Origin of the sequence: Klebsiella huaxiensis (assembly GCF_003261575.2) — a bacterium.
GTDB lineage: Bacteria > Pseudomonadota > Gammaproteobacteria > Enterobacterales > Enterobacteriaceae > Klebsiella > Klebsiella huaxiensis.
Map to the genome: position 1 here is coordinate 2,395,724 of NZ_CP036175.1, position 24,521 is coordinate 2,420,244.

A 24,521-nucleotide genomic window follows, 5' to 3' on the forward strand; every position below is an offset into this window, starting at 1 on the left:
TTATCACATAGGCACAGGTATTTCCTGAGTAAAACAAACAATAAATAATTTAGGGATATCAAAATGAAGATAAAGTATATGGCATTGGCGATTAGCGCCATTATGTCCTCTAATGTGATAGCAGCAAAAAATAGCACCTCTGTCGATATTGACCAGCGCCTTGCGCAGCTGGAGCAAAGATTAATTCATGCTGAACAGCGCGCCGCGGACGCAGAAGCGCAGATACAAACCCTTAAACAACAGCAAACGACGGCAGCGAAAACCGCTCCGACAGTGAAAGTCGACGCCGCTGAGCCCGTCGCTCCCGGCGCGACTCCCACAAAGCTTACGCTCTCTGGCTACGGCGACCTGAAGCTTTATGGTGATGTGGAATTCAATATGGATGGCGCCAGCGGCAGCGGCAGCCTGACGTCGGTAAAAACCTCTTCCAGTAAAAACTGGGCGCCCGGTACTAAAGAGCGCTGGGATATTAATGGCCGTATTCTGCTGGGCTTCGATGGCATGCGCAAAATGGATAACGGCAATTTTGCCGGTTTTTCCGCCCAGCCGCTGGCCGATATGACCGGCAAAATGAACCTTGATGACGCGGTATTCTTCTTTGGTCGTGAAGATGACTGGAAGGTCAAAGTGGGTCGTTTCGAAGCTTACGATATGTTCCCGCTGAATCAGGATACGTTTGTCGAATATTCTGGCAATACCGCAAACGACTTGTATAGCGATGGCTACGGCTATATTTACATGATGAAAGAGGGCCGTGGTCGTAGCAGCAGCGGCGGTAACTTCCTGGTCAGCAAAACGATAGATAACTGGTATTTTGAACTGAATAACCTGGTAGAAAACGGCAGTACGTTATTCCAGGATTCCAGCTACCACGGTAATACGCTGGAGAATGAGAAAAACGTTGCTTACCTGCGCCCGGTTATTGCGTGGAATAGCGGTCGTTTCTCGACCGCCGTGGCGATGGAGAAAAACGTCGTGAAAAACGCTTACGGTTATTACGATAACCGTGGCGGTTGGGTCGACCAGTCCGATCGCACTGGTTATGGTTTGACGATGGCGTGGAATGGGCAAAAAACCGATCCTGAAGATGGGGTCACCACTAACCTGAACATCGCTTATATGGATGCCTCCGATGAGAAAGATTTCACCGCGGGTATTAACTCCCTGTGGCATCGTTTTGAACTGGGTTATATCTATGCCCACAACAAAATCGACAAGTTCAACTCCGCTAATTACGTCTCTACCTGCGATGATGGCTGCTGGATCTCTAACGTGGGTGACTATGACATCCACACGATTCACGCGTCGTACCTGTTCCCCAACGTCATGGATATGAAGAACTTCAACATCTACCTTGGTGCCTACGCCTCGTGGATTGAAGCGAAGCCGACGGATGGCGACAAACACGAAGACTCCCGTTACGGTGGCCGTCTACGCTTCAAATACTTCTTCTGATTAAAGCAGAGCCCGCATTGTGCGGGCTCTGCTCATTATGCCATTTAGCCTCCCACGGAGGCGCGAGTTAACAGGACGACACCATGTTTGACAGTAAAGCGGGAACCCCGCTGGAAGGGTTTGCTGAATTTGCTACCGCCGCCGCCGCCGAAGGCGCGGTGTTGCTGAGAAACGATCGCGGCATGTTGCCGCTTAGCGCTCAGCAGCCCGTGTCAGTGTTTGGCCGCACGCAGATTAACTACTATCGCAGCGGCACCGGTTCGGGCGGGGCGGTCAACGTGGTGAGTCATACCACCTTATTACAGGCTTTACGGGCGCGAAGCAGTGGAACGCTCAATGAGTCACTGGCCGCGCTTTACGAGCAGTGGGTCAATGATCACCCGTTTGATAACGGCGGCGGCGTATGGGCGGCTGAGCCCTGGTTTCAGCAGGAAATGCCGCTGAGCGATGAGCAGATTCGCCAGGCGCGAGCCGTTTCAACGCAGGCGGTGATTGTGCTGGGGCGTACCGCAGGTGAAGATCAGGACAATGCTGATGTCGAAGGGGGCTATCGGTTAACCGCTGATGAGATGCGCCTGCTGCACCAGGTGTGCCGTGAGTTTGATGAAATCGTCGTGGTGCTGAATACCGCCGGACTGATTGATTTGTCGTGGGCTGACGATCCGTTGCTGCGCAAACGCATTCGCGCGCTGCTGTACGTCTGGCACGGCGGCTCCGATGGCGCGCAGGCCGCAGCCTCGCTACTGTATGGCGATGTGACGCCTTCCGGCAAGCTGGTCAGCAGCATCGTTATGTCGCTGGATGATCATCCGGCATCACCCTGCTGGGGAGCACAAGCGCAAAATCTCTATCAGGAAGATATTTACGTCGGCTACCGCTATTTTGAAACCTTTTGCCCACAACGCCTGCAATTCCCTTTTGGTTTCGGCCTCTCTTATACCCGTTTTACCCTGCAATCAGCGCGGGCAGAAGCTTTCGGTGACCATATTCAGGCGTCGGTGACGGTCACCAATAGCGGCGACGCTTTTTCGGGGAAAGAGGTGGTACAGATTTATCTTCAGGCACCGCAGGGCGCGCTGGGGAAACCTACGCGCGTGCTGGTGGCCTTCGCTAAAACGCGTCTGTTACCGCCGGGAGAAAGCGAAACCTTAACCCTGCGTATCCCGCTGGAGCGCTTTGCCTCGCTGGACGATAGCGGAGCCACCGGGCATCCCCATTGTTATGTGATGGAGCCGGGGGTTTACCGCCTGCTGATGGGCAATAGCGTTCGCGATTTGCAATTGCTGACGGTTGATGGAGAAGCCGGGTACACACAGAAGACGCTGCGGGTCCTCTCTCGCCATCAGCAGGTACTGGCGCCGACGGTGCCGTTTGTACGCATTAAGCCGGTTGCCGATGGCGATGATGGCCGCTACCTGATTGAGTGGGAGGAAGTTCCGCGTCGGGAGATTAATCTGCGTGCGCGCATCGAAGAGCGTCTTCCACAGACCATCACGCTCACCGGTAATCAGGGGCTGACTCTTAGCGACGTCGCCGAAGGACGCGACACGATGAACGCTTTTATTGCCCAGCTGTCGGTTGAAGAGCTGGCCTGCCTGGTGCGTGGGGAAGGGATGTGCAGCCATAAAGTGACTCCCGGCGTCGCATCGGCTTTTGGCGGGGTAGCCGACAGCCTGCTGGAAAAAGGCATCCCTCTGGCATCGACCGCCGACGGCCCATCCGGGATCCGCATGGATAACGGCGCGAAGGCCACGCTGCTGCCCAGCGGCACATTGCTGGCCTCGAGCTGGGACCCGATCCTCGTTGAACGTTTATACGTTATGGAAGGCAAAGAGCTGTTGCGCAACGGTATCGACCTGCTGCTGGGGCCGGGGATGAATATCCAGCGTTATCCGCTTAATGGGCGTAATTTTGAGTACTTTTCCGAAGATCCGCTGCTGACGGGGATGATGGCGGCGGCGGTGGTTCGCGGCATTCGCAGCGGCGGCGGAATTGCGACGCTTAAGCACTTTGCCTGCAATAACCAGGAGTTCGCCAGAGCCAAAGCGGACTCGGTGGTGTCGGAGCGCGCGCTGCGCGAAATCTACCTCAAAGGCTTTGAGTACGCGGTGAAATTCGGCGGCGCTAGCGCGGTAATGACCGCTTATAACCCGATCAACGGCTACCATGCCGCATCCAACTACGATCTCACCACTACCGTGCTGCGCGAGGAGTGGGGCTTTCGCGGGATCGTGATGACCGACTGGTGGGCGACGATGAACGATCCTGTCGATGGCGGCGCAGCAAGTACGCACAATACTGCAGCAATGATCCGCGCGCAGAATGACCTTTATATGGTCGTCAACAATAACGGTGCGGAAGTGAATGCGGGCGGAGATAACACCCTGGAGGCGCTGGCAAAAGGCGAGCTGACCCTGGGCGAGCTTCAGCGCTGTGCAATCAATATTCTCGACTTTATCATGCAGACCCAGGTCTTTAAACGCGGGGATAAACCGCGGGCGGATATCATTCGCCTGGCGGCAGAGCCCGGGCGCGCTGGAACCGGTCAGGGGGCAATTAAAATTGCCGAGCAGTCGCGGCTGCGCTATGACGAAGATCTGGTATTGAGCGTTGAACAGACGGCGATTTATGACGTACTGGTGAGCGTGTACGCTAACGGCGCGGCGCTGGCACAAACCGCCTGCAACCTGCTGCTCAATGAACAGTTTGTGGCGACGATCCAGACCAACGGGACGCTCGGTCGCGAGATTGTGCAGAAGCTGTGTCGGATTGAGCTACAGCCGGGGAAATATCGCGTGGGTTTTGATTTTATTAAACCGGGCCTGGTGGTGGACTGGCTGGAACTGAAGCACGTTAGCGATTAACCATCGCTGACGTCGAGATAGTGTGTTCGCACTTCTGCCGGGCGGCGGCTAGCGCCTTGCCCGGCCTACATTATTAGGTGATATCGGTGGATTATGTTTTGTCGGCCAACGCACATGCAACTTGAAGTATGACGAGTACACATATCGGTAAAACGACTATGGTGTTATTGCCGTCATACCCGTATCAGGAGCCGCCAGTGAACCGACGTCATTTTTTATTCTTTAGCGCCGCCGCGCTGCTTGCGGCGAGCCGCGCATGGGCAATGGAAGCGCAGACAACGCTACGCCTGTGGCCGGAAGTGCCTCCCGGCGGTGGCGGGCCGGACGGGCTCAGCCGCTTATCCGCGCGCGGTGCGCTAAGCCATATCGCTCAGCCAGAACTGACGGTATGGCATCCCCCAGTGCCTCGTGGCCACGGAGTGTTAATCGCCGCAGGTGGCGGATACCAGCGTATTGAAATGGCGAAAGAAGCTCATCCTGCTGCGCGCTGGCTAACCGCGCGCGGCTATACGGCCTATGTGCTGACCTACCGCCTTCCCGGTGAAGGATGGAAAGCAGGCGGCCTCGCACCATTACAGGATGCCCAGAGAGCGCTACGCCTGATTCGCCAGCGTGAGGGAAAAGTCAGTTTGTTGGGCTTTTCCGCTGGCGGGCATCTGCTGGGCATGGCGGCCTGCCGCACCGATTTTGCCGCTTACTCGCCAATCGATGCTGTGGACCACACGCCAGCCCGAGCCGATGGCGCGGCGCTGATCTACCCGATTATTTCCCTCGAACCGCCATATACCCATACCGCCACGCATCGAATTCTCGCCGGACCTCATGCTAGCGAAGAGGTCGATCGCGCATGGTCGGTACAAACTTACGTTAACGCGCAGACGCCGCCCTGTTTTCTCGCCCAGGCGGAAGACGATAAGGTGTCCGATCCGCACAATACGCTGATCATGGCCGCCGCCTGTCGTCAGCATCAGGTTGCCGTCAGCATGTACCGTTACGCCAGCGGCGGCCACGGTTTTGCTATGGGCCGCCCCGGCACGCGCAGCGTCGAGTGGCCTGAACGCTACGCAGAGTGGTTAGCAAAGCATTAGCCGCACATGACCGGATTGCCCCATATTGGTGCGTTGCAGGTTAAAAATAAGCATAAATAAGCAAAGCGTCTGGTTGTTTTTTGTTCAATAAGGCACGGCGACATAACAACGTTACGCTACGCCAGCGTGCTGCATTACCTGGCATAATTAATGCTTATCTCTTACCGGGATTACCTCAAAGTGAGTACAACCGGAGGAGACGGCCATGATAAAAATAACGCTTCCTGACGGGCATTATTATGATGAGATGCTTACCGCACAGGGAGAGCAGCGTCAGCACTATAACGCCTGGTGGCAATGGTTTCGCAGTACCGATCAATTCTCTATCCGGCAGAAAAAGGAGCAGGCGGAGCTGCTCTTTCACCGAATTGGCATCACCTTTAACGTCTACGGTGAGGATGAGGGTACCGAACGACTGATCCCTTTTGACAGCGTGCCGCGCATTATTCCCGCCGGAGAGTGGCAGCGGCTTGACCGCGGTATTCGCCAGCGGGTAAAAGCGCTCAATGCCTTCCTTTACGATATCTATCACGAGCAAAATATCCTCCGCGCGGGGCTGATTCCGGCAGAACAGGTGCTGGCGAATGACCAGTATCAGCCCTGTATGCAGGGGATAAATTTGCCCAACAATACCTATGCCCATATCACCGGGGTCGATATGGTGCGCAACAATGACGGCCAGTATTACGTGCTGGAGGATAATCTGCGTACGCCTTCTGGCGTCTCTTATATGCTGGAAAATCGCAAGATGATGATGCGGCTGTACCCTGAAATGTTTGAACAGCACCATATTGCGCCGGTTGAACGCTACCCCAGCTACCTGCTGCAAACGCTGCGCGAAAGCTCGCCGGTGGACGACCCGTGCGTGGTGGTGATGACGCCGGGGCGGTTCAACAGCGCCTATTTTGAACACAGCTTTCTCGCCCAGCAGATGGGCGTTGAGCTGGTGGAGAGCGCCGACTTGTTTATTAAGACCGGAGCGGTGTATATGCGCACCACCGAGGGTCCACGACGCGTCGATGTGATTTACCGGCGTATTGACGATGCGTATCTCGATCCGCTGGCCTTCCGTGCCGACTCCATGCTAGGCGTTCCGGGGCTTCTGTCCGTGTATCGCGCCGGGGGAGTCGTTCTGGCAAACGCTATTGGTACCGGCGTTGCCGACGACAAATCGATTTATCCCTACGTGCCGGAGATGATCCGTTTCTATCTGGGCGAGCAGCCGATTCTGAGCAATATTCCCACCTGGCAATGCCGCAAGGCGGAAGACCTCAGCTACGTGCTGAGCAATCTTGAGCTGATGGTGGTGAAGGAGGTTCACGGCGCAGGCGGCTACGGCATGCTGGTCGGTCCGCGTTCGACCAAAGAGGAGCGCGAGGCATTTCGTCAGCGCCTGCTGGCAAACCCGGCGAATTATATCGCTCAGGACACCCTGGCGCTGTCGACTTGCCCGACCTTTATCGACGAGGGGCTGGCACCGCGCCATATCGATCTGCGGCCCTATGTGCTTTCGGGGCAAGAGATCCGCCTGGTGCCCGGCGGGCTCACGCGGGTGGCGCTAACCGAAGGCTCGTTGGTGGTGAACTCGTCCCAGGGCGGCGGCACCAAGGATACCTGGGTGATGGAGGATGATGAATCATGTTAAGCCGCACAGCGAGTGAACTCTTCTGGATGGCGCGCTACCTTGAGCGCGCGGAAAGCTATGCCAGGGTGCTGGATGTGACCTGGAAACTGTCGATGATCCCTCGTCACAGCCAGCAGTCCCGGGATTTAGCCTTACCGCTAAATCTGTCGCTGACCCATGATCTGTTTCAGGCGCGGCACGCGCGTTTCACCATGAGCAACCTGCTCAATTTTTTCGCCCTCGATGGTAATAACCCGTACAGCATTTTTAGCTGCGTCGAGATGGCGTGGAACAACGCTCACGCGGTGCGCGGCAGCCTGTCGGCGGAAGTATGGGAAAGCATCAACGCCACACGTATTGAGCTGCGAAAACTGCGTCAACAGGGCATCAGTGAACTGGGTAACGACGCTTTCTTTGAATGGGTCAAAGAGCGGGTGCATCTGTTTCGCGGAGCCATACTCGGTACGCTGCTGCGCAATGATGCCTTGAGTTTTATCGGTATCGGTACGTTGATTGAACGGGCATCTTCCACCGCGCAGTTGCTGCTTATTAAGGATCAACAATTGAACAGCGATCCTGATCCGGTGCGCGAGTACTACCGGCTGGATACGCTGCTCAACGCGGTCAGCGCTCGCGAAGCCTACAACAGCATCTACCGCCAGCCGGTAAGCCGAGAAACGGTGATGGAATTGCTGATTCTACGCAACGATGTACCCAGATCGCTGCGCGCCAGTATTTCCGATCTGGTCGGGCAACTGGAACAGATCGCCAACGATCGTTCACATCTGCCGCTACGCCTCGCACACCAGCTTAATGTCGATTTACGTTTTAGCACTCGCGATGATTTAGCGCAGGCCGATTTACAGGTCACCCTCAATGAACTGCTGGCGCGGATTAACGCGCTTTCTGACAGTATCAGACAAACCTATCTGGAGGCGTTATGAAACTGGTTATCGATCACCTGACCCGCTATGGCTACGATGAGGAAGTAAAATTTTCGACCCAGTATCTGCGTCTGACGCCGCGCAGCACCGGGCGACAGAAGATTACTGCCTGGACGTTAACCTTGCCGGACGGCTCCGCCGTCGCTACCACCGACGCGTGGGGCAACGTTTTGCATGTGCTGACGCTGGACAATCCGCATAAAGAGATCACCATTCGCGCCAGCGGGATCGTGGATATCGCGGAAGAGGGAGATGAGATCGGTGCGGAACCACAGGAGCTACTGTCGCCGCTGGTGTTCTTGCGCTGCACGCCGCTCACCCGCGCTGACGGCCCGATCCGCGAATTTGCCCAGCGCTGGTATCAACCGGAGGCTCAGGAGGAGAGCCTGAATCGGTTAATGGCGGAACTGTTGCTGAGAATGCCCTATTCGCCGGGCGCGACGCAGGTGCAGGATTCCGCCGCCGATGCTTTTGCGCGGTCGAAAGGGGTTTGCCAGGATCATACCCATGTGTTCCTTGCCTGCTGCCGGGCGCTGGAGATCCCGGCGCGCTACGTCAGCGGCTACGTCTACAGCGATAACGCTCAGCACGTCGCCATGCACGCGTGGGCTGAAGTGTGGTTGAACGAACGCTGGCAGTCGTTTGATATTACGAATAATACCCGTAGCCTGAATCAGCATTTGCGGCTGGCGACCGGGCTGGACTATCTTGATGCTTGCCCGGTACGCGGCACCCGCCTCGGCGGCGGCGGAGAAATCATGTTAACTAACGCTGAAGTGCGCGAGCATTCGCAACAGGCGCAGCAGCAATAACGGCAGGAACAAAAAACGATGACCTACTGTGTGGCCATGTGTTTGTCAGATGGACTGGTATTTGCCTCAGACTCCCGTACCAATGCGGGAGTGGACCATATCGCAACGTTTAAAAAACTGCACGTTTTCCATCAGGATGGTGAACGCGTCATGGTGCTGCAGTCTGCGGGCAACCTGGCCACCACTCAGAGCGTCATTAGCCTGCTCAGCGCCCGCATTCGTACCCAGCAGGAGCCTAATCTGATGCAGGTCACCTCGCTCTACGATGCGGCGATGCTGATCGGCAAAACGCTACAGGAGGTGATTCAGCGTGACAGCAGCAACCAGCAGAACTGTGGTAATACCAACTTCAACTGCAACCTGCTGCTTGGTGGACAAATTGCCGGGGAAACCCACCGCCTGTTTCATATCTATCCGGAAGGCAACTTTATCGAAGCGACGCGCGATACGCCTTATTTTCAGATTGGCGAGAGCAAATACGGCAAGCCGATTATTGACCGGGTACTGTCAATGGAGACGCCGCTGGAGCAGGCAATGTGCTGCGCGCTGATTTCGATCGATTCAACCCTGCGCAGCAATCTTTCGGTAGGCCTGCCGCTGGATACGCTGCTTTACCGCAGCGGTAGCCTGAGCAGCGCCGGGCAGCATCGCATTACCGAAAGCGATCCTTACTTCAACACCATTCGTAAAGCGTGGTCCGAAGGGTTGCAAAACACTTTTTTGACGCTGCCGCCGTTTACGCCGGGCGGCGAGCTTTAAAGGCTGGGGCTGGTGCAAAATAGCGCCACCGGGAAGACAGTCTGACGTTGCGTTGCGGTGCTTTCCCGGAGGCGGCGCTTGACGCGCCTGTCCGGGCTACCAAATTGCAGACGGTGATGAACCCGTATCCCGGGAAGCCCCAGCGTCAACGGAAATGGCGGTGAAATCTACGGTTGGCAAATCGATCTTCAGCATCGGGCAAACCTCGTTTTATTGTGACGGTTATATCAGGAAATAGCTAAGGGCGGAAAATGCAACCATGCCGACAATCACCGTGGCGAACAGACTGCGCGTCACAACGCCGGCAATGGTGGCGGCAAGAGCGGCCAGTAGAGAAATACTGATACCCGAACTGGTTAATGCCGGTTTACCCATCAGCTCCGCGACAATAATAGCCGCCATAATGGCGGAAGGAATAAAGCTGAGCCATTGCTGCAGGACCGAAGCCAGGCGAAATCGTGAAAGCAGTAAAATCGGTACCGTGCGCATGAGCGCGGTCACCAGCGCTGAGGCAAGAATGGCCAGAATGATATTGCGTTCCATCTTATTTAGCCTCCTTGCCGAACAGACGTAATCCTGTTGTTGCCAACGTCGCCGCAACTGAGGCCGCGACGATGACCACGAGGCTCATATCAGTGTGCCCGGCGGTGAACAGCGTAATCAGCACCGCCACGGCAATGCTGAAGGTTTCCAGCATCTTACGCTGGCTGGCAAACCACAACGCCAGAACCAACCCGATAAACATTGATACCAGGCTAAAACTTAACCCCTCCATCAGCGAAGGCGGAAGTGCGGAGGCCAGCCCTGCGCCCACGATACAGGCGAGGATCCAGTTCAGCCAGGCGGCAAGGTTTAGCCCGAGCATCCACGAGTAAGGAACACCGTTGTGCACGCTGCCGCGCTGTACCGCTACGCCAAAGGTTTCGTCCGTCAGCAGCAGCCCGCTAACAATCTTTTGCAATGGGCTATATTGGCGAAAGAACACGCTCATGGCCGAACTCATCAACAGATAGCGCAGGTTAACCAGCAGTACGCTTAGCACTACCGAGGCCATTTCCGCGCCGGTTGCCCACAGAGAATAAAACAAAAACTGCGCCGAGCCTGCGTACAGCGCACCTGCCAGTAGCGCCGTTTGCAGCGTGGTAAACCCGGATAAGGTTCCGATAGCACCGGCGGCGAAACCAATGCTCCAGTAGCCGGGAATAGTGGGCAAACAGGCGATGACCCCGGCGCGAAATTCCGCCATAGCCTCATCTCTTGATGAGGTCTCGTTATTTATCAACATCAAATAGTCCCATAGAGTGCGTTGCTGAATGGTAATCTTAAAAAATTGCTGGAAACGTTATAGTAAAATCCTGCGCATTTACGCAAACATCCCGCTTCCGGGATTAAAGGGCATCAAAGTGGGAAAAGAGGTTCGCGACGACATCAAGCTTTGGCGGGATAGTGAATTGCACGGTGGAATGGAGATCCTGCGTGCATCCTGCTACGAGCATAGCTATCCGCCGCATTTTCATGACGAATATGTGATAGCCGCTTTTGCCCGTGGTGCTCAGCGCACGCGTATTTGCCGCGAGCGGGGCGTGGCGGCGGCAGGCACGGTAATGGTGATCATGCCCGGTGAGGTGCATACCGGCGAAGCGGTGCAGCGCGATGAAGGCTGGGATTACTGCGCTTTTTACCCCTCGGCGGACCTGATTGACGAGGTTGCGCAAACGGTGATTGGCGGTAAGGGTGAAGTGAATTTTGGCGGTGAAGGGATGCGGCACGACCCGGCAATGGCCCGCCACGTGCTTCAGGTTTCCGCAGTGCTTGGCGCCAGCCGCGATCCGCTGGAAAAAGAGTGTCTGATGTATCAGGTGCTTAATCTGCTGGTGGGGCGTTATGCCGAGCGCAGCGTTCGCGGAGGTCGACGGCCAGTCATCAGGGCCGATATTCGCCGGGCAATAGAGTTTCTGCACTGCGCTTATCAGCAGCCGCTGTCGGTCAAGGATATTGCGGCGGTCGCCGGGCTGAGCGAGTTCTATTTTATGCGTACTTTTCAGGCGCAGATCGGTTTATCTGTTCACCAGTATCTCACCCAGCTAAGACTTGTCAGGGCAAAAGGACTACTGGCTAAAGGCGCTGAGGCGGCGCAGGTGGCGACAGACGTCGGGTTCTACGATCAAAGCCATCTGATTAAATCTTTCCGCATGCACTTTGGCACTACGCCGGGTCTCTTCGCGGCGGCCTCACTTTAAAAAGGGCTGGGATTACGCGCGTCGATCCTCTCACCGCTGATGGGATGCGCAAAATGCAGCTCGCTGGCATGCAGCATCAGGCGCGTAGCACCTTCACTGCCCAGACCGCCGTACAGATCGCAGCCTAAAATCGGGTGACCTAGCTGCTGGCAGTGGATACGCAGTTGATGGGTGCGCCCGGTTTCCGGAGTCAGCTGTACCCGGGTCAGCGGTAATTCACTTTCAGAGTAGAAGCGCTCAATAACCCGATAGCGTGAGCGGGCAGGTTTACCGCTGAGCGCGCAAATCGTCATCAGGGGAAACAGCGCCGGGTCTTTAGCAATCGGCGCGTCTATCGTCCCTTCATCATCCGCCAGGTGCCCGCAAAGTAGCGCACTGTAAACCTTGGTTACCGCACGCTGGCTAAACTGCTGGCAGAGCGCGGCGTTGATAGCCTTATTGCGGGCAATGACCATCAGCCCTGAAGTGCCGAAATCAAGACGATGCACCAGCGTGCAGCCGGGAAATTGCTGCACCAGGCGATGATGCACCGAGTCGAGATTAAGCGGATTTTTGCCTGACAGGCTAAGCAGCCCCGAGGGTTTATCAATCAGCAGCAGATGCTCATCCTGGTAGAGAATGTTGATTTCAGCGTGGCACGGCGGAGCGATAAAGGTATCGATAATCGTAGACATCAGGCTGCACGAGTAGAGGGTGGATGCGGATAATAGCGAATTTTCTGCCGCCAGGCGAATTACGCGCTGACGGTGTTGCTGGCCTTAATATGCTGCCAGAAACGCTCGGCGGATTGATTGAGCCGCGCGCCGGAGCGGTAGATATAAGCGCCGATCGGCAACGACAGGCTCTCATCCATTATCGCCAGCCGGCCTTCCTCAAGCTCGCGCTTGATAGAATACTGCGGCAGCCAGCCTACGCCGTCGCCGTTGAGGATCATGCGTTTGAGCAGTTCGCTCATCGATGAAACAAAGGTCAGCGAAAAGGTAATCTCCGGCTTGCGGTCGATAACCTGATTCACCTGGCGACCCATATAGCTATCGTTGGCGTATTTCATCAGCGGCAGCACGCCGCGATGTAAATTAAAAAGCGGTCTACCGTGTTTATCGCAAGGTGAGACGAGATGCAGCGCCGAGTCGAAAATTTTGTGATTGATAAACGGATAGTTCATCAGCTCTTCATTATAAAACGACAGAATAAAATCGCTTTTTCCCTCTTTAAGATTGAATACCGCGTCGTTGACGTTAATCGATTCAACATGGAAAGTCTTATTCTTGCGGTCGGTATAACCGGCGATAATTTCGGGGAGTAATAAAACGGAAAGCGAAGGCGCGGCGTCAATTCTTATTTTCTGGGTGGTGTTATTCAGTCCTTTTATTCGACTGATTTGAAAATCCATATCGTCGAGCATATTTCGCGCGTAGCCGATGAAAATTTTTCCACGGTTGGTCAACTGTAGCGGGTTTGCCGCGCGGTCAAAGATGCTGAAACCCAGCGAGGCCTCAAGTGCCTGGATGCGGCGGCTAAAGGAAGACTGCGAAATATTTCTACTTTTGGCCGCGAGCGTAAAGCTTCTGGACTCTTCCAGAGCAATCACATCGTAAAGCCATTTTACTTCAAGATTCGCCAGCACAGACCCGACCCTCAACACTGCATTAATAGCTATGCAATTTTAGCATAACGCATAGAAACTATGCAATTAACACAATCAGCCATAAGTGTTAACATTTTCTGCAGTTCAGCTTATTACTTAGCGGTAAAAGCGGCATTTTCAAAAGTACAGGCGACACCCTACACGAGCACGATTTTAAATCGCAAGCTCCGGTCTGCTCATCCTGTTTATTTATTTTCTGCCAGGATTTATCTGCTAAAAATAATCCGCCAGATTAAACAGGCTGAAATAACCGATGCATCTTATCCAGCCAATAGTTTGTCAGGAGTTCCATGTCACGTATTGAATCAGTAAAAGACGCTCTTCTTGAGCTTGGTATTCAGGAAAGCAGCGAGCTGTTTTACAACCCCGATTACGACTTGCTGATTGCGCATGAAACCAGCGCGGAATTAACCGGCGCGGCGCGTGGCGTCATGACCGAGTCCGGCGCGGTTGCCGTAGATACCGGGATTTTTACCGGACGCTCGCCGCGCGACAAATATATTGTCAGAGATTCCCTAACGCGCGATACCGTCTGGTGGGCCGACTCCGGTCTCGGTCGTAACGATAATAAACCGTTAACAACGGAAATCTGGGCTGACCTGAAGGCGCTGGTCGCCGGACAGCTTAGCGGCAAAAAACTGTATGTCGTTGATGCCTGGTGCGGTGCCAGTCCGGCGACACGCCTGGGTGTACGCTTTGTCACCGAGGTGGCGTGGCAGGCGCATTTCGTCAAAAACATGTTTATTGCTCCCAGCGCCGAAGAGCTGGCTGAATTTACGCCGGACTTCGTGGTGCTCAACGGTGCGGGATGCACCAACGAAAAATGGCAGGAGCAAGGGCTTAACTCAGAGAACTTTGTCGCCTTTAATCTCAGCGAGAACATTCAGCTGATCGGCGGTACCTGGTACGGCGGCGAGATGAAGAAAGGACTCTTCTCGGTAATGAACTATCTGCTGCCTCAGCAGGGGATTGCCTCAATGCACTGCTCGGCCAACCGCGGAGAAGCGGGCGACGTCGCGCTGTTCTTCGGCCTTTCTGGTACCGGTAAAACGACGCTTTCCACCGACCCGTTGCGCCAGCTCATCGGCGATGATGAGCACGGCTGGGATGACGATGGCGTGTTCAACTTTGAAGGCGGCTGTTACGCCAAGACTATCAATCTTGACCCGCTGGCTGAGCCGGAAATTTATCGTGCGATTCGCCGCAATGCGTTGCTGGAGAACGTGGTGGTCAGAGCTGACGGTAGCGTCGATTACGCCGATGGCAGTAAGACCGAGAACACCCGGGTCTCGTATCCTTTAGCACATATCGAAAATATCGTTAAGCCGGTATCCCGTGCGGGCCATCCGTCGAAGGTGATTTTCCTTGCCGCCGATGCTTTTGGCGTACTGCCACCGGTTTCTCGTTTAACGACCGAACAGATGCAATATCACTTCCTGTCTGGCTTTACCTCGAAGCTGGCCGGTACCGAGCGTGGCATTACTCAGCCCACGCCAACCTTCTCAGCCTGCTACGGCGCGGCGTTCCTGCTGTTGCACCCGACGCAGTACGCCAGCGTTCTGGCGGCAAAAATGGCGGAATCAGGGGCCGAAGCCTGGCTGGTGAATACTGGCTGGAACGGGGAAGGCAAACGCCTGTCGCTGCGCGATACGCGTAATATCATCAACGCCATTTTAAACGGTACCACTGGCGAGCTGCGTGAAGAGGCGGTTCCGATCTTTGGTCTGTCGATCCCTGAAAGCGTCCCTGGCGTAGAGAGCGCGCTGCTCGACCCACGCAGCGGCTGGTCTTCTGCCGATAAGTGGCAGGAGAAAGCGGAAAGCCTGGCGCAGCTGTTTATGGATAACTTTAAACAGTATAGCGATACCGAGGCGGGAGCACGGCTGGCGTTAGCAGGTCCGGTCGTTAAAAAATCAGCTGTCACGGCATAATGCATTTCAGCATCAGAGTCCAACCCGGGCACCCGCTCGGGTTTTTTATGGTGCCGTCTTGGTCAGCAAAAAATCGATCAAGGCTTTCACCCGCTTCGTTTTCCCCGCGCTTTTCGGATAGTAAAGATAAACCGGCGGATAGGTTTTCCAGTAAGGCTCCATGACTGGAATAAACGTTTCCCGATCCGGCTGTAGCCAGTGGATGGGCTCAAACAATCGCCCAATGCCCAATCCGCTGCGGATCCCGTCGGCCATAACGTCAATATCGTTGCTGATGAGCTGTACCGGCATTTCTACGGTGAGCTGTTCTCCTTTATTTTCCAGCATCAGGGGCAGGATACGGTTGTTGGTGATAAACCGGTAGCCGATCAGCCTGTGCTGATGGAGGTCAGTTGGCAAGACGGGTGTACCAAATTCTTCAAGATAGGCCACCGAAGCGTAAAGCCCTTCGCGCAAAGGTTTCAGGAGCTGACGGGCGACGACGCCACCCTCAAGAATATCGCCAAAGCGGATACCCAGGTCGAATCTCTCCTCAATGATATTGATGGTTCCATCATAAACCGAAATCTCCAGTTGCACGCCAGGGTAACGCTGGCAGAACTCGGCCATAAAAGGTTTAAGTATCAGCAGGTAAGCAAAGCGGGAGAGGGTGATTCGGATCAGGCCGGAAGGCTGCTGGCTGCTCTCCTTAATACTGTCGAGGGCTTTTTCCAGCGAATCGACCGCCGCAGAGGTTTGCTGCAAAAGCTGTTGCCCGGCATCGGTCAGTTCAATACGCCGGGTGGTGCGGATAAACAGCGGATGACCAAGGTGCTGCTCAAGGAGTTTTAGCGCTTTACTGACCGACGGCGGGGTGATTTCCAGTTTGCGTGCCGCCGCCGAGATGCTCCCCTCTCGGGCAATGCTTTGAAAGATACGGATTTGATTGTAAATCACGTTATTCATCACTTCATCCTGATTCATCCTGGACGTGTATTGTTAGCCATTATCTAAAAGTCTTTGAACTATTAATACTCTAAAAAAAAGAGTAGCGGCTGTTTAAACTGTTTGCATGTTCAACAATACCTTGTAATAGAAAGAAAAATGCAAAATATACTGATCGTTTCAGGTCATCCCAATCTGAGTGAGTCCGTCGGTAATGCCGCTATTCTTAACGAGGTGGCGAGAGCGCTGCCTGATGTTGAAATCCGTCGTCTGGATAGGCTCTATCCTGATTTCAATATTGATGTCTTCGCCGAGCAGGAGGCGCTGCTGAAAGCTGATGTTATCGTATGGCAATTTCCGTTCTCCTGGTATTCGCTGCCGGGGTTGATGAAATTATGGCTCGACCAGGTCTTCGTTCACGGCTTTGCCCACGGCTCAAAGGCTAAGCTCGGCGGTAAAAAACTCCTCCTCTCGTTTACCACCGGTGCTCCTTCAGTACTTTATGCCGCTGATGGTTTTTTCGGTCATGCCGTTGAGGATTATCTGGTTCAGTTTGCGACCACCGCTGCTCTGTGCAATCTGGAGTGGCAAGCGCCGATTTATACCTGCGGGATCAGCTATGCCGAGCGTGATGAGGCTAAGATAGCGCAGCAGAAAGCGATGGCTCAGGATCATGCTGGTCGCCTGATCGCCGCCTTAAACGCGTTATCCTGAGCAGATAAACCGGGAGTGACCAAATGCAATACAGACAGTTGGGCAACAGTGAGTTAACGGTATCGCGTATCTGCATGGGATGTATGGGATTTGGCGACGCCACCGCAGGCCAGCACAGCTGGACGCTTGACGAATCATCCAGCCGCGAAATTATCCGCTATGGGCTGGAGCAGGGGATTAATTTTTACGATACCGCGATTGCCTACCAAAATGGTTCCAGCGAACGCTATGTCGGACGGGCGCTGCGCGACATGGCAAAGCGCGATGACGTAGTGGTCGCGACGAAATTTCTGCCGCGGACGGCGCAGCAGATCGCAGATGGCGTAAGCGGCCAGCAGGCTATCGCACAATCTCTCGACCAGAGTCTGCGCAATCTGGGAATGGATTACGTCGATCTCTACATCTACCATATTTGGGACTACAACACGCCGATTCTTGACGTTCTTGAGGCGCTGCATCATGCGGTTAAAGTGGGGAAAGTACGCGCCATTGGTATTTCAAATTGCTATGCGTGGCAATTGGCCAAAGCCAATGTGCTGGCCGAACGTGAAGGCCTGACGCCCTTTGTTTGCGTGCAAAGCCACTACAATCTGATTATGCGCGAGGACGAACGCGAGTTGGCCGGGCTGTGCGCCGAGGATAATATCGCGATGACCCCCTATAGTGCGCTGGCCAGCGGTCGGCTTGCTCGCCTGGGTGATAATCAAACCCGGCGCGCCAGCGAAGATACTTATGCCAAGGGGAAGTATGATAAAACTGCGCAGCAGGACCGGGTCATCATTGAACGGGTGGCTGAGCTTGCCTCCCGTCGTCAGGTTTCCATGACGGAGATTTCGCTTGCCTGGCTATTAACGAAAGTAACTGCGCCAGTGGTGGGGGCAACAAAAAAACACCATATTGACGGAGCGGTAAATGCGGACAATTTACAGCTTAATAACGATGAGATTCGTTATCTGGAAGCGTGTTATCAACCGCATGCTCTTTCGGGGGTTATGGCGCAAAATATGGCGCAAACTAAAGACCAAAAGCAGGTCTGGACGCGTTGACAGAATATGCTCGCCACCGCAATCGTTGGGGGCGCGATTTACCGGTTGGCGTGCTCATGACAGGGAATTCCTGACCACGTCCGTTCAGTGCATCTGTTAAAAAAGATTATGTTGTGTTGATAGTTGTGCGCAAAATTGAGCAGACTCGCTACACTAGCCTCACGCATTTGCTGCCCTATTTTATTCATGAACAAAAAACGTTACCGGTTACGCACCCTTATGCTATTTCTGTCAGTTGGCGGGATAGTGTTGACCTCTGTGCTTCTGCTGAGTGCATTGACGGTGTTTCAGAAAGGAAATATTGAGAATAGCCTGTTGCAAGGCAATATTGCCTACGCACGCAAGCTTGCTGATACCACCGATCGCTATCTGGGCGTTGCGCAGCAAGAACTGGCGTACAGTGCCCACCTGATCATCGGGCTTCACGATCGTAAGCAGTTGAGAGAAGAGGCTGACAGGTTGCGGATGCAGTCCGGTTTTTTCAATTCAGTGGTGATAGTGACGGCTGATGCGGTGATCGCTGCAACCTCCCCGGAGAGCCTCAATCTGGTTGGATTAACGTTGCATTCTGAAGCCAGTAAGCATGCCATCCGCAGCCAAAAAGCTTATATATCACCGCCATTCACCTCCGCGACGGGTAACTACGTTGTCTTTATTTCGCAACCGTTATTCTCACGTGAAGGCCACTACATTGGTTTTATCGGCGGTACTATCTATCTAAAAAAACACAGCATGCTGAGTGAAATTCTGGGTCAGCATTTTTACGCAAACCAGGCGGATGTCAGTATCGTCACGGCAGAAGGGCGGATTCTTTTTAGCGACGATCCCGTGTTGATTGGTACCGATGTGAGTACTGATTCGGCCATCAAAGCCAGGCTGGCGCACGCGGGTAGCGGTCACTTCGTGGATAAACAAAAAAGTGGTGCCAGCCTTATCGGCTACGCAAGCCTGCAGCAGGCCGACTGGAAAGTTTTCATTTCAGGCACTTCTGAAAACGTCTCTCGTATTTTGATGAAGACCATCATTAATGCTTTCTGGTTCACTCTGGGCATTATTATTCTGACTATCGCTATAGTGATATTTTTTGCCGGGCGAATCTCTATGCCTCTGGAAAAACTGGCCAAATTTACCCGCACTGAAGATAGCGATAAAGCGCTTAAGCAATTGGCTCAGCTCAATCCTGGCTATCAGGAGGCGGAGCGTTTGAGGGAAGCCGTCAGCCATCACCTGGAAACAATGTCGCGACAGGTTAATTTACTTAGCGATGAGGCAATGACGGATCCGCTCACGGGTCTTTATAACCGTAAAGGGTTCAGCTCTTTGGTTGAAGAGCGTTTTTTGGTCGGTGAACACTGCGTTATTGCTATTGATATTGACCACTTCAAGGACATCAACGATCGCCTGGGCCATGATGGGGGGGATGCGGTTCTGGTTAGCTTTGGCAAACTGCTTCGATCGCTGGCGCGGCAAAATGATATTGTCTGCCGGTTCGGTGGGGAAGAATTTATCCTCTTCCTACCGGATTGCACTCTTGAGACTGCGGCTTCCGCCGTGGAACGCATACGGGTTGCGGTATCCGAGACGCAGTTTCCAAACGGCGCCAAAGTGACTCTTTCGGCCGGAGTGGCAGCACTCGCTGACTGTGATGATATCAGCCAACTCCTGCGGCAGGCGGATCTGGCAATGTATCAAGCCAAAGGAGCCGGGAGGAATCAGGTGTGGGTTAGTGATAAGCAAGGATTTGCGCTTTACAAAAATTGAGCAGACGGGGCCGTATCACCTGTCTTGCTGAAGGCGTGAATCCTCACAAAATTATCGCATCAATGCTGATAACCTGCTGGTGACTTTTTATCCGTGCTTAACCCAGAGTAATTTATCTACCGGGAAACCCAGTTCGCGAGCAATGCCGAGATACTCTTGCTTGACGGCATCGGGGATCGTCGGCGTGCGCGCCAGGATCCACAGGTAATCTCGATTTGGGCCGCTGACTAACGCGTATTGATATTTATCATCCAGCGCGATCACATTGTAGCCGCCATAAAACGGCCCAAAGAATGAAACTTTAAGCGCTGCAGTGGTCGGTGCGCCGGTAAAAAAGGCTTTGCCTTGGCTCTCATTCCATTTTTGTTTCTGCAGATCAAAACCCCGGTTGAGAACGCTAATCCCGCCATCATCGCGTTTACCGTAAGTTGCGGTTACTTGTTCAAGACCGCGTTCAAAACGATTCTCCAGGCGTGCGATTTCGTACCATTTGCCAAGGTAGCGACCGGCGTCAAACCCTGTGATGGGCTGGACACCTTTCGGAGGGGTTGGGGATTTACAAGCAACCAACGTCAGTGCAATAGCGACGCCGGTCAGAACGGGCCATATTTTCATCGGAAGTCCTTTTATCAACTCGGTGAAAATTAAGTGTAGCCCAGGCTTTAGGCGTTTCATTCGCTGTGGTAATAATCGCTGTATATTAGGAAAAATCTTTTCTTACTCATCGTCCCGCATCATGGAAGGTATATGGGGTTATGATGAGAGAGACCATGGCCGAAAAGAGGGGATGCTCATCAGGCGGTGAGGACCAGACCTGCTTATTTGCAGGCCTGGTCATTCGAGGACTATTGATGCTGCTGCAGTATTTTCAGGAAGTCTTGCTTGTTGGAGATGAGTGACAACGCCCTGGCAATAATTTCATCGCTAAAAATAGAGGCGATTTCTCTCAGGACATCGATATGCTCGCTCTCTTTAGCAATAACGCCGATAGCAATGAACATGACATTGCTTCTATCCCAGATTACGCCATCAGGAAACTGAAAGATTTCCACTCCGCTTTTAACAATAATATTAGTTGCTGACTTAGGAAGATGCGGCAGCGTAATGCCGTTACCTAAAAAAGTAGAGACCTGACGTTCTCTCTCGTTGAGGAAAACAACACAATCCTCGCTGACATATCCCTTTTTTCTGAAGTCAGCACCAATCATGGAAAGAACTTCGGCTTTATTTTTGGCCTGACATGATAAGTGCAAGTTATCCAGCGTAATATTATCGATCATAATCCGCTTTCCTTTGTCGCTGTGTTGAGTTGTGCATCATATTTATTCGAGGAAAGTTCTTCTTCTAACTGTTCCAGCGATTTGTTCGATGTTTCTGGCAACGCTGTTATGACAAATATGATAGCTAAATAGTTAATGGCAGCGAAGATAAGGAACACCGGGCCCAACCCGAGTTTGGCCTGTAATAAAGGGAACAGATAGCTGACTATCGCATTCATTACCCACATGAAAAATACCGAGATACCCATCGATAATCCGCGGAATTTCAGTGGGAAGAGTTCGGCTAATACCACCCATGTAATAAAGCCCATCGTCCCCTGCATGACCCCAACGAACATCGCGCCAAGCAGCCAGATTGCGGTGGCTTTAATATCGCCGACGAGGGTGTAGTCTACGCCAGCGATGATTAGGTGGAGGGTTGCCATGAGAGCAAAGCCGTAGATGATGATGGTCTTGCGTTTAAAACGGTCAACGAGGTACATCACGCCGAATATCATGCCACCTACTGAAAATACGCCATTGAGCACGTTGCATATCAGTGAAGTTCTTTCCGAGAACCCTGCAGTACTCAGGATTTCCGTGCCATAGTACATAATGACGTTGACGCCGGTGGTTTGTTGCAAGGCGGCCCAAACAATGCCAACGATGAGTAATTTGAGAATCCACGGTGTCTGAAGAATCGTTACGAAAGAGTTTTTATTAGCCAGTTTTTTATCCGCTTCGATTTTAATTAACGTTGTGATGTCATTGAATTCTTTCATCGCACGTTCGAGCGGACGAATTTGTTTTAATATTTCCAGGGCTTCTTCATGGCGGTTTTTACTGATCAACCAGCGAGGGCTTTCAGGCGAGCGCAACATACCGACAAACAAGCAGATGGCGGGTATGGTTTGTACCATTAGCATATATCGCCAGACTTCGGGGAGGTGGCCCCAGACAATGCCTATAATGGCGTTGATGGCAAATGCGGCCAACTGTCCGATAACAATCGCTACTTCGTTTAAGCCAGTCAGTTTACCGCGCATTTCCGTTGGTGCGACTTCAGAAATAAATGTTGGTGCGGTTACTGAGGCGCCACCGACAGCATAACCCAGAATAAAACGAGAAATAAGAAGAACCGTGATATCTGGAGCAAGTGCGGACATTAGCGCACCGATGAAAAAAACAAATGATAAAAAGAGCAGGTACTTTCTTCTGCCAAAGAAATCGGCGAACTTCCCTCCGAAAACGCTACCTAAGGCGGCACCGATCAGCAACACGCTCATTACCAGACCTTCTGTGGTTGGTGTCAGAGCCATATATTGTTTCAGTGAGGAAAATGCACCATTAATAACTCCTGTGTCGTAACCGAATAGCAGGCCGCCAAATGTTGCTACTAAAGTGATTTGGTGTAGTCGTTTTCTCTGTTGTAGGTTCAGATTCATTATAAGAGACATTTTTATACCTTTTGTTTTGATTAACGGCACAAGATAAAAATAAATCACCCCCAACCATGGCCGATCTTTTAGTTCGCTGGCATATGACGGGCATGAAATGATTTTTGTTCTTTGTGCTACTTAGCTCTTTTAGTTATTCGCTAAATAAATCCGGTCAAAGAGGCTTCTTTTGATTAATGATGAATCATCAGTATATGTAGGGGTTTTTCCTCCGGGGTCGTTGGCGTACAGAATGTCCCCGGTAGCATTTTCGTGTGAACTGGTGGTGGTATGGCAATCGCCAACATAGACGGTACCAATAAGTTCTGATCTCACTTCTCTCATGGAATCCTCCGGGGGGTTAGGATTTCTGCTGCACCTTAGCGTAATCAAAGTGCGTTTAGTGAGGTGAGATTATGGCATTTTATTTTGAAATGAAAATGCAAATAGATCACATTTTGGAAATTTCATTTCGATTGTGGTGGGTCCGAATGAGTACTCATGGCATCAGATACAATGATGTTTTTATAACATATTGATATTATATGTTATTTTTTAACATTTAAAAGATTGTGGATTATGGTTTCTTGGGATCTAATGTTAAATTTATGATATGTATCACATTTGTTATTAAAACTCATTAATGAAATTAAAATTCTATTTTTGTATTTATTTTATATTTTATTCGAAATTTGATGGACTGAAAACCACTCCCGGCAGAACCTGGATGGCAAGTCTGAGTTGGCAAGAGAAGTGGTAAAGGATAGGGGCGTGGATCTTTACTGTTTGACTTGTGACCGCTAATTCAAATGTATCTTGTATGAGTTGGGGCATAAAAAAATCCACGCATCTGCGTGGATTTTTTAGTGATAAAAAGAGATTAGACGTTGAACAGGAAGTTCATGATATCGCCATCTTTCACAATATAATCTTTACCTTCAGCGCGCATTTTCCCGGCTTCTTTAGCACCTTGCTCACCTTTATAGGTAATAAAGTCTTCAAAGGCGATGGTTTGGGCGCGGATAAAGCCTTTTTCGAAGTCGGTGTGGATTTTACCTGCCGCCTGCGGTGCGGTTGCACCGACTGGGATGGTCCACGCACGAACTTCTTTCACGCCAGCGGTGAAGTAGGTTTGCAGGTTCAACAGTTCGTAACCAGCGCGGATAACTCGGTTCAGACCCGGTTCTTCAATTCCCAGTTCAGCCATGAACTCCTCGCGATCGGCATCGTCGAGTTCAGCGATATCGGATTCAACAGCGGCGCAAACGGCAACCACGACAGAACCTTCCGCAGCTGCGATTTCGCGCACTTTATCGAGGTACGGGTTATTCTCAAAACCGTCTTCGTTGACGTTAGCGATATACATGGTTGGCTTCAGGGTCAGGAAGCTCAGGTATTTAATCGCTGCTTTGTCTTCTTCGGTCAGGTTTTTCAGCGCACGCAGCATACCGGCGTTTTCCAGCTGCGGCAGGCATTTTTCCAGAGCAGCCTGCTCAGCTTTAGCGTCTTTATCGCCGCCTTTGGCCTTTTTCTGCACGCGGTGCAGGGCGCGCTCACAGGTGTCCAGATCGGACAGCGCCAGTTCGGTGTTGATAACTTCGATATCGTCAGCCGGATCCACTTTATTGTTAACGTGGATAATGTTGTCGTTTTCAAAGCAGCGCACCACGTGACCGATAGCTTCAGTTTCACGAATGTTGGTCAGAAACTGGTTACCCAGACCTTCGCCTTTAGACGCGCCTTTTACCAGACCTGCGATATCGACGAATTCCATGGTGGTTGGCAGGATACGCTGTGGTTTGACGATTTCAGCCAGTTTGTCCAGACGCGGATCGGGCATCGGAACGACACCGGTGTTCGGCTCGATGGTACAGAAGGGGAAGTTGGCCGCTTCAATACCCGCTTTGGTGAGCGCATTGAACAGGGTGGATTTGCCGACGTTGGGCAAACCGACGATACCGCATTTGAATCCCATGATTTAAATCACCTTAATCTTTGGATAATCAACCTGTTACA

At 52.7% G+C, this 24,521-nt stretch carries 21 protein-coding genes; 12 read left to right on the forward strand and 9 right to left on the reverse strand.

Annotated features, from left to right (window positions below; translation table 11 throughout):
- The first annotated feature begins 63 nt into the window (after positions 1-63).
- The 7 genes from DA718_RS11425 (at position 64) to DA718_RS11455 (ending at position 9,546) form a co-directional block, all read left to right on the forward strand.
- Positions 64-1,455: a carbohydrate porin gene (locus tag DA718_RS11425; protein ID WP_112213346.1), complete on the forward strand. Its 1,392-nt coding sequence runs from the start codon at positions 64-66 to the stop codon at positions 1,453-1,455.
- A gap of 83 nt (positions 1,456-1,538) precedes the next feature.
- Complete coding sequence (locus DA718_RS11430; RefSeq protein WP_112213347.1) at positions 1,539-4,319, forward strand: glycoside hydrolase family 3 protein; 2,781 nt, start codon at positions 1,539-1,541, stop codon at positions 4,317-4,319.
- 197 nt (positions 4,320-4,516) lie between these two features.
- A complete protein-coding gene (locus tag DA718_RS11435) occupies positions 4,517-5,407 on the forward strand; it encodes an alpha/beta hydrolase (RefSeq protein ID WP_112213348.1) in 891 nt (296 codons plus the stop codon).
- A gap of 205 nt (positions 5,408-5,612) precedes the next feature.
- Positions 5,613-7,052, forward strand: coding sequence for a circularly permuted type 2 ATP-grasp protein (locus DA718_RS11440; protein ID WP_112213349.1), 1,440 nt, complete (start codon positions 5,613-5,615; stop codon positions 7,050-7,052).
- On the forward strand, positions 7,046-7,975 hold the full coding sequence (locus DA718_RS11445; protein WP_112213350.1) for an alpha-E domain-containing protein: 930 nt from the start codon (positions 7,046-7,048) through the stop codon (positions 7,973-7,975). Before DA718_RS11440 ends, DA718_RS11445 begins: the two co-directional genes overlap by 7 nt.
- Positions 7,972-8,787, forward strand: a complete 816-nt coding sequence (locus tag DA718_RS11450) for a transglutaminase family protein (protein ID WP_112213351.1) — start codon at positions 7,972-7,974, stop codon at positions 8,785-8,787. Before DA718_RS11445 ends, DA718_RS11450 begins: the two co-directional genes overlap by 4 nt.
- A gap of 18 nt (positions 8,788-8,805) precedes the next feature.
- A complete protein-coding gene (locus tag DA718_RS11455; RefSeq protein ID WP_112213352.1) occupies positions 8,806-9,546 on the forward strand; it encodes a proteasome-type protease in 741 nt (246 codons plus the stop codon).
- A 222-nt stretch (positions 9,547-9,768) separates the two neighbouring features.
- On the opposite strand, the gene DA718_RS11460 is transcribed toward DA718_RS11455, so the two are convergent.
- Together DA718_RS11460 and DA718_RS11465 are read right to left on the reverse strand one after the other, a co-directional pair.
- Positions 9,769-10,089 carry an AzlD domain-containing protein gene (locus tag DA718_RS11460; RefSeq protein WP_112213353.1) on the reverse strand — a complete coding sequence of 107 codons (321 nt, stop codon included), beginning with the start codon at positions 10,087-10,089 and terminating at the stop codon, positions 9,769-9,771.
- 1 nt (position 10,090) lies between these two features.
- Complete coding sequence (locus tag DA718_RS11465) at positions 10,091-10,831, reverse strand: AzlC family ABC transporter permease (RefSeq protein ID WP_112213354.1); 741 nt, start codon at positions 10,829-10,831, stop codon at positions 10,091-10,093.
- A 178-nt stretch (positions 10,832-11,009) separates the two neighbouring features.
- On the opposite strand from DA718_RS11465, the gene DA718_RS11470 reads away from it, so the two are divergent.
- Entirely contained in the window at positions 11,010-11,786 is a 777-nt protein-coding gene (locus DA718_RS11470; protein ID WP_112213499.1) for a helix-turn-helix transcriptional regulator, read from the forward strand.
- On the opposite strand, the gene DA718_RS11475 is transcribed toward DA718_RS11470, so the two are convergent.
- Both DA718_RS11475 and DA718_RS11480 read right to left on the reverse strand, forming a co-directional pair.
- Positions 11,783-12,460 carry an RluA family pseudouridine synthase gene (locus DA718_RS11475; RefSeq protein WP_112213355.1) on the reverse strand — a complete coding sequence of 226 codons (678 nt, stop codon included), beginning with the start codon at positions 12,458-12,460 and terminating at the stop codon, positions 11,783-11,785. The genes DA718_RS11470 and DA718_RS11475 overlap by 4 nt on opposite strands.
- Positions 12,461-12,519: 59 nt before the next feature.
- Positions 12,520-13,413 carry a LysR substrate-binding domain-containing protein gene (locus DA718_RS11480; protein ID WP_110274211.1) on the reverse strand — a complete coding sequence of 298 codons (894 nt, stop codon included), beginning with the start codon at positions 13,411-13,413 and terminating at the stop codon, positions 12,520-12,522.
- A 311-nt stretch (positions 13,414-13,724) separates the two neighbouring features.
- Between DA718_RS11480 and pckA the strand changes: the two genes are divergently transcribed.
- Positions 13,725-15,365, forward strand: coding sequence for a phosphoenolpyruvate carboxykinase (ATP) (gene pckA, locus DA718_RS11485; protein ID WP_112213356.1), 1,641 nt, complete (start codon positions 13,725-13,727; stop codon positions 15,363-15,365).
- 45 nt (positions 15,366-15,410) lie between these two features.
- Here the strand turns inward: pckA and DA718_RS11490 are convergent, their stop codons facing one another.
- Complete coding sequence (locus tag DA718_RS11490) at positions 15,411-16,310, reverse strand: LysR family transcriptional regulator (RefSeq protein WP_112213357.1); 900 nt, start codon at positions 16,308-16,310, stop codon at positions 15,411-15,413.
- Between the two features lie 138 nt (positions 16,311-16,448).
- Here DA718_RS11490 and DA718_RS11495 point away from each other — a divergent pair, with 138 nt between their 5' ends.
- The 3 genes from DA718_RS11495 to DA718_RS11505 all read left to right on the forward strand — a co-directional run bounded on the left by DA718_RS11495 (position 16,449) and on the right by DA718_RS11505 (position 19,810).
- Positions 16,449-17,003: an NAD(P)H-dependent oxidoreductase gene (locus DA718_RS11495; protein ID WP_112213358.1), complete on the forward strand. Its 555-nt coding sequence runs from the start codon at positions 16,449-16,451 to the stop codon at positions 17,001-17,003.
- Positions 17,004-17,026: 23 nt separating this feature from the next.
- Positions 17,027-18,049 carry an aldo/keto reductase gene (locus DA718_RS11500; protein ID WP_112213359.1) on the forward strand — a complete coding sequence of 341 codons (1,023 nt, stop codon included), beginning with the start codon at positions 17,027-17,029 and terminating at the stop codon, positions 18,047-18,049.
- 186 nt (positions 18,050-18,235) lie between these two features.
- On the forward strand, positions 18,236-19,810 hold the full coding sequence (locus tag DA718_RS11505) for a sensor domain-containing diguanylate cyclase (protein WP_112213360.1): 1,575 nt from the start codon (positions 18,236-18,238) through the stop codon (positions 19,808-19,810).
- 87 nt (positions 19,811-19,897) lie between these two features.
- Here DA718_RS11505 and DA718_RS11510 read toward each other — a convergent pair whose 3' ends face one another.
- From DA718_RS11510 to ychF, 4 genes are all read right to left on the reverse strand, one after another.
- Positions 19,898-20,425 (reverse strand): lipocalin family protein, encoded by a 528-nt coding sequence (locus DA718_RS11510; RefSeq protein ID WP_112213361.1) that lies wholly within the window; start codon positions 20,423-20,425, stop codon positions 19,898-19,900.
- A 230-nt stretch (positions 20,426-20,655) separates the two neighbouring features.
- Positions 20,656-21,090 carry a PTS mannitol transporter subunit IIA gene (locus tag DA718_RS11515; protein WP_112213362.1) on the reverse strand — a complete coding sequence of 145 codons (435 nt, stop codon included), beginning with the start codon at positions 21,088-21,090 and terminating at the stop codon, positions 20,656-20,658.
- Positions 21,087-22,526, reverse strand: a complete 1,440-nt coding sequence (locus DA718_RS11520; RefSeq protein ID WP_112213363.1) for a sugar porter family MFS transporter — start codon at positions 22,524-22,526, stop codon at positions 21,087-21,089. The genes DA718_RS11515 and DA718_RS11520 overlap by 4 nt, the downstream gene beginning before the upstream one ends.
- An 859-nt stretch (positions 22,527-23,385) precedes the next feature.
- A complete protein-coding gene (ychF, locus tag DA718_RS11525) occupies positions 23,386-24,480 on the reverse strand; it encodes a redox-regulated ATPase YchF (RefSeq protein WP_110274204.1) in 1,095 nt (364 codons plus the stop codon).
- Positions 24,481-24,521: the final 41 nt, after the last annotated feature.

Coding starts and splice junctions, on each gene's coding strand:
- DA718_RS11425 (WP_112213346.1), top strand. CDS start 64: ATGAAGATAAAGTATATGGCATTGGCGATTAGCGCCATTATGTCCTCT.
- DA718_RS11430 (WP_112213347.1), top strand. CDS start 1,539: ATGTTTGACAGTAAAGCGGGAACCCCGCTGGAAGGGTTTGCTGAATTT.
- DA718_RS11440 (WP_112213349.1), top strand. CDS start 5,613: ATGATAAAAATAACGCTTCCTGACGGGCATTATTATGATGAGATGCTT.
- DA718_RS11445 (WP_112213350.1), top strand. CDS start 7,046: ATGTTAAGCCGCACAGCGAGTGAACTCTTCTGGATGGCGCGCTACCTT.
- DA718_RS11450 (WP_112213351.1), top strand. CDS start 7,972: ATGAAACTGGTTATCGATCACCTGACCCGCTATGGCTACGATGAGGAA.
- DA718_RS11455 (WP_112213352.1), top strand. CDS start 8,806: ATGACCTACTGTGTGGCCATGTGTTTGTCAGATGGACTGGTATTTGCC.
- DA718_RS11460 (WP_112213353.1), bottom strand. CDS start 10,089: ATGGAACGCAATATCATTCTGGCCATTCTTGCCTCAGCGCTGGTGACC.
- DA718_RS11465 (WP_112213354.1), bottom strand. CDS start 10,831: ATGTTGATAAATAACGAGACCTCATCAAGAGATGAGGCTATGGCGGAA.
- DA718_RS11470 (WP_112213499.1), top strand. CDS start 11,010: ATGGAGATCCTGCGTGCATCCTGCTACGAGCATAGCTATCCGCCGCAT.
- DA718_RS11475 (WP_112213355.1), bottom strand. CDS start 12,460: ATGTCTACGATTATCGATACCTTTATCGCTCCGCCGTGCCACGCTGAA.
- pckA (WP_112213356.1), top strand. CDS start 13,725: ATGTCACGTATTGAATCAGTAAAAGACGCTCTTCTTGAGCTTGGTATT.
- DA718_RS11490 (WP_112213357.1), bottom strand. CDS start 16,310: ATGAATAACGTGATTTACAATCAAATCCGTATCTTTCAAAGCATTGCC.
- DA718_RS11495 (WP_112213358.1), top strand. CDS start 16,449: ATGCAAAATATACTGATCGTTTCAGGTCATCCCAATCTGAGTGAGTCC.
- DA718_RS11500 (WP_112213359.1), top strand. CDS start 17,027: ATGCAATACAGACAGTTGGGCAACAGTGAGTTAACGGTATCGCGTATC.
- DA718_RS11505 (WP_112213360.1), top strand. CDS start 18,236: ATGAACAAAAAACGTTACCGGTTACGCACCCTTATGCTATTTCTGTCA.
- DA718_RS11510 (WP_112213361.1), bottom strand. CDS start 20,425: ATGAAAATATGGCCCGTTCTGACCGGCGTCGCTATTGCACTGACGTTG.
- DA718_RS11515 (WP_112213362.1), bottom strand. CDS start 21,090: ATGATCGATAATATTACGCTGGATAACTTGCACTTATCATGTCAGGCC.
- DA718_RS11520 (WP_112213363.1), bottom strand. CDS start 22,526: ATGTCTCTTATAATGAATCTGAACCTACAACAGAGAAAACGACTACAC.
- ychF (WP_110274204.1), bottom strand. CDS start 24,480: ATGGGATTCAAATGCGGTATCGTCGGTTTGCCCAACGTCGGCAAATCC.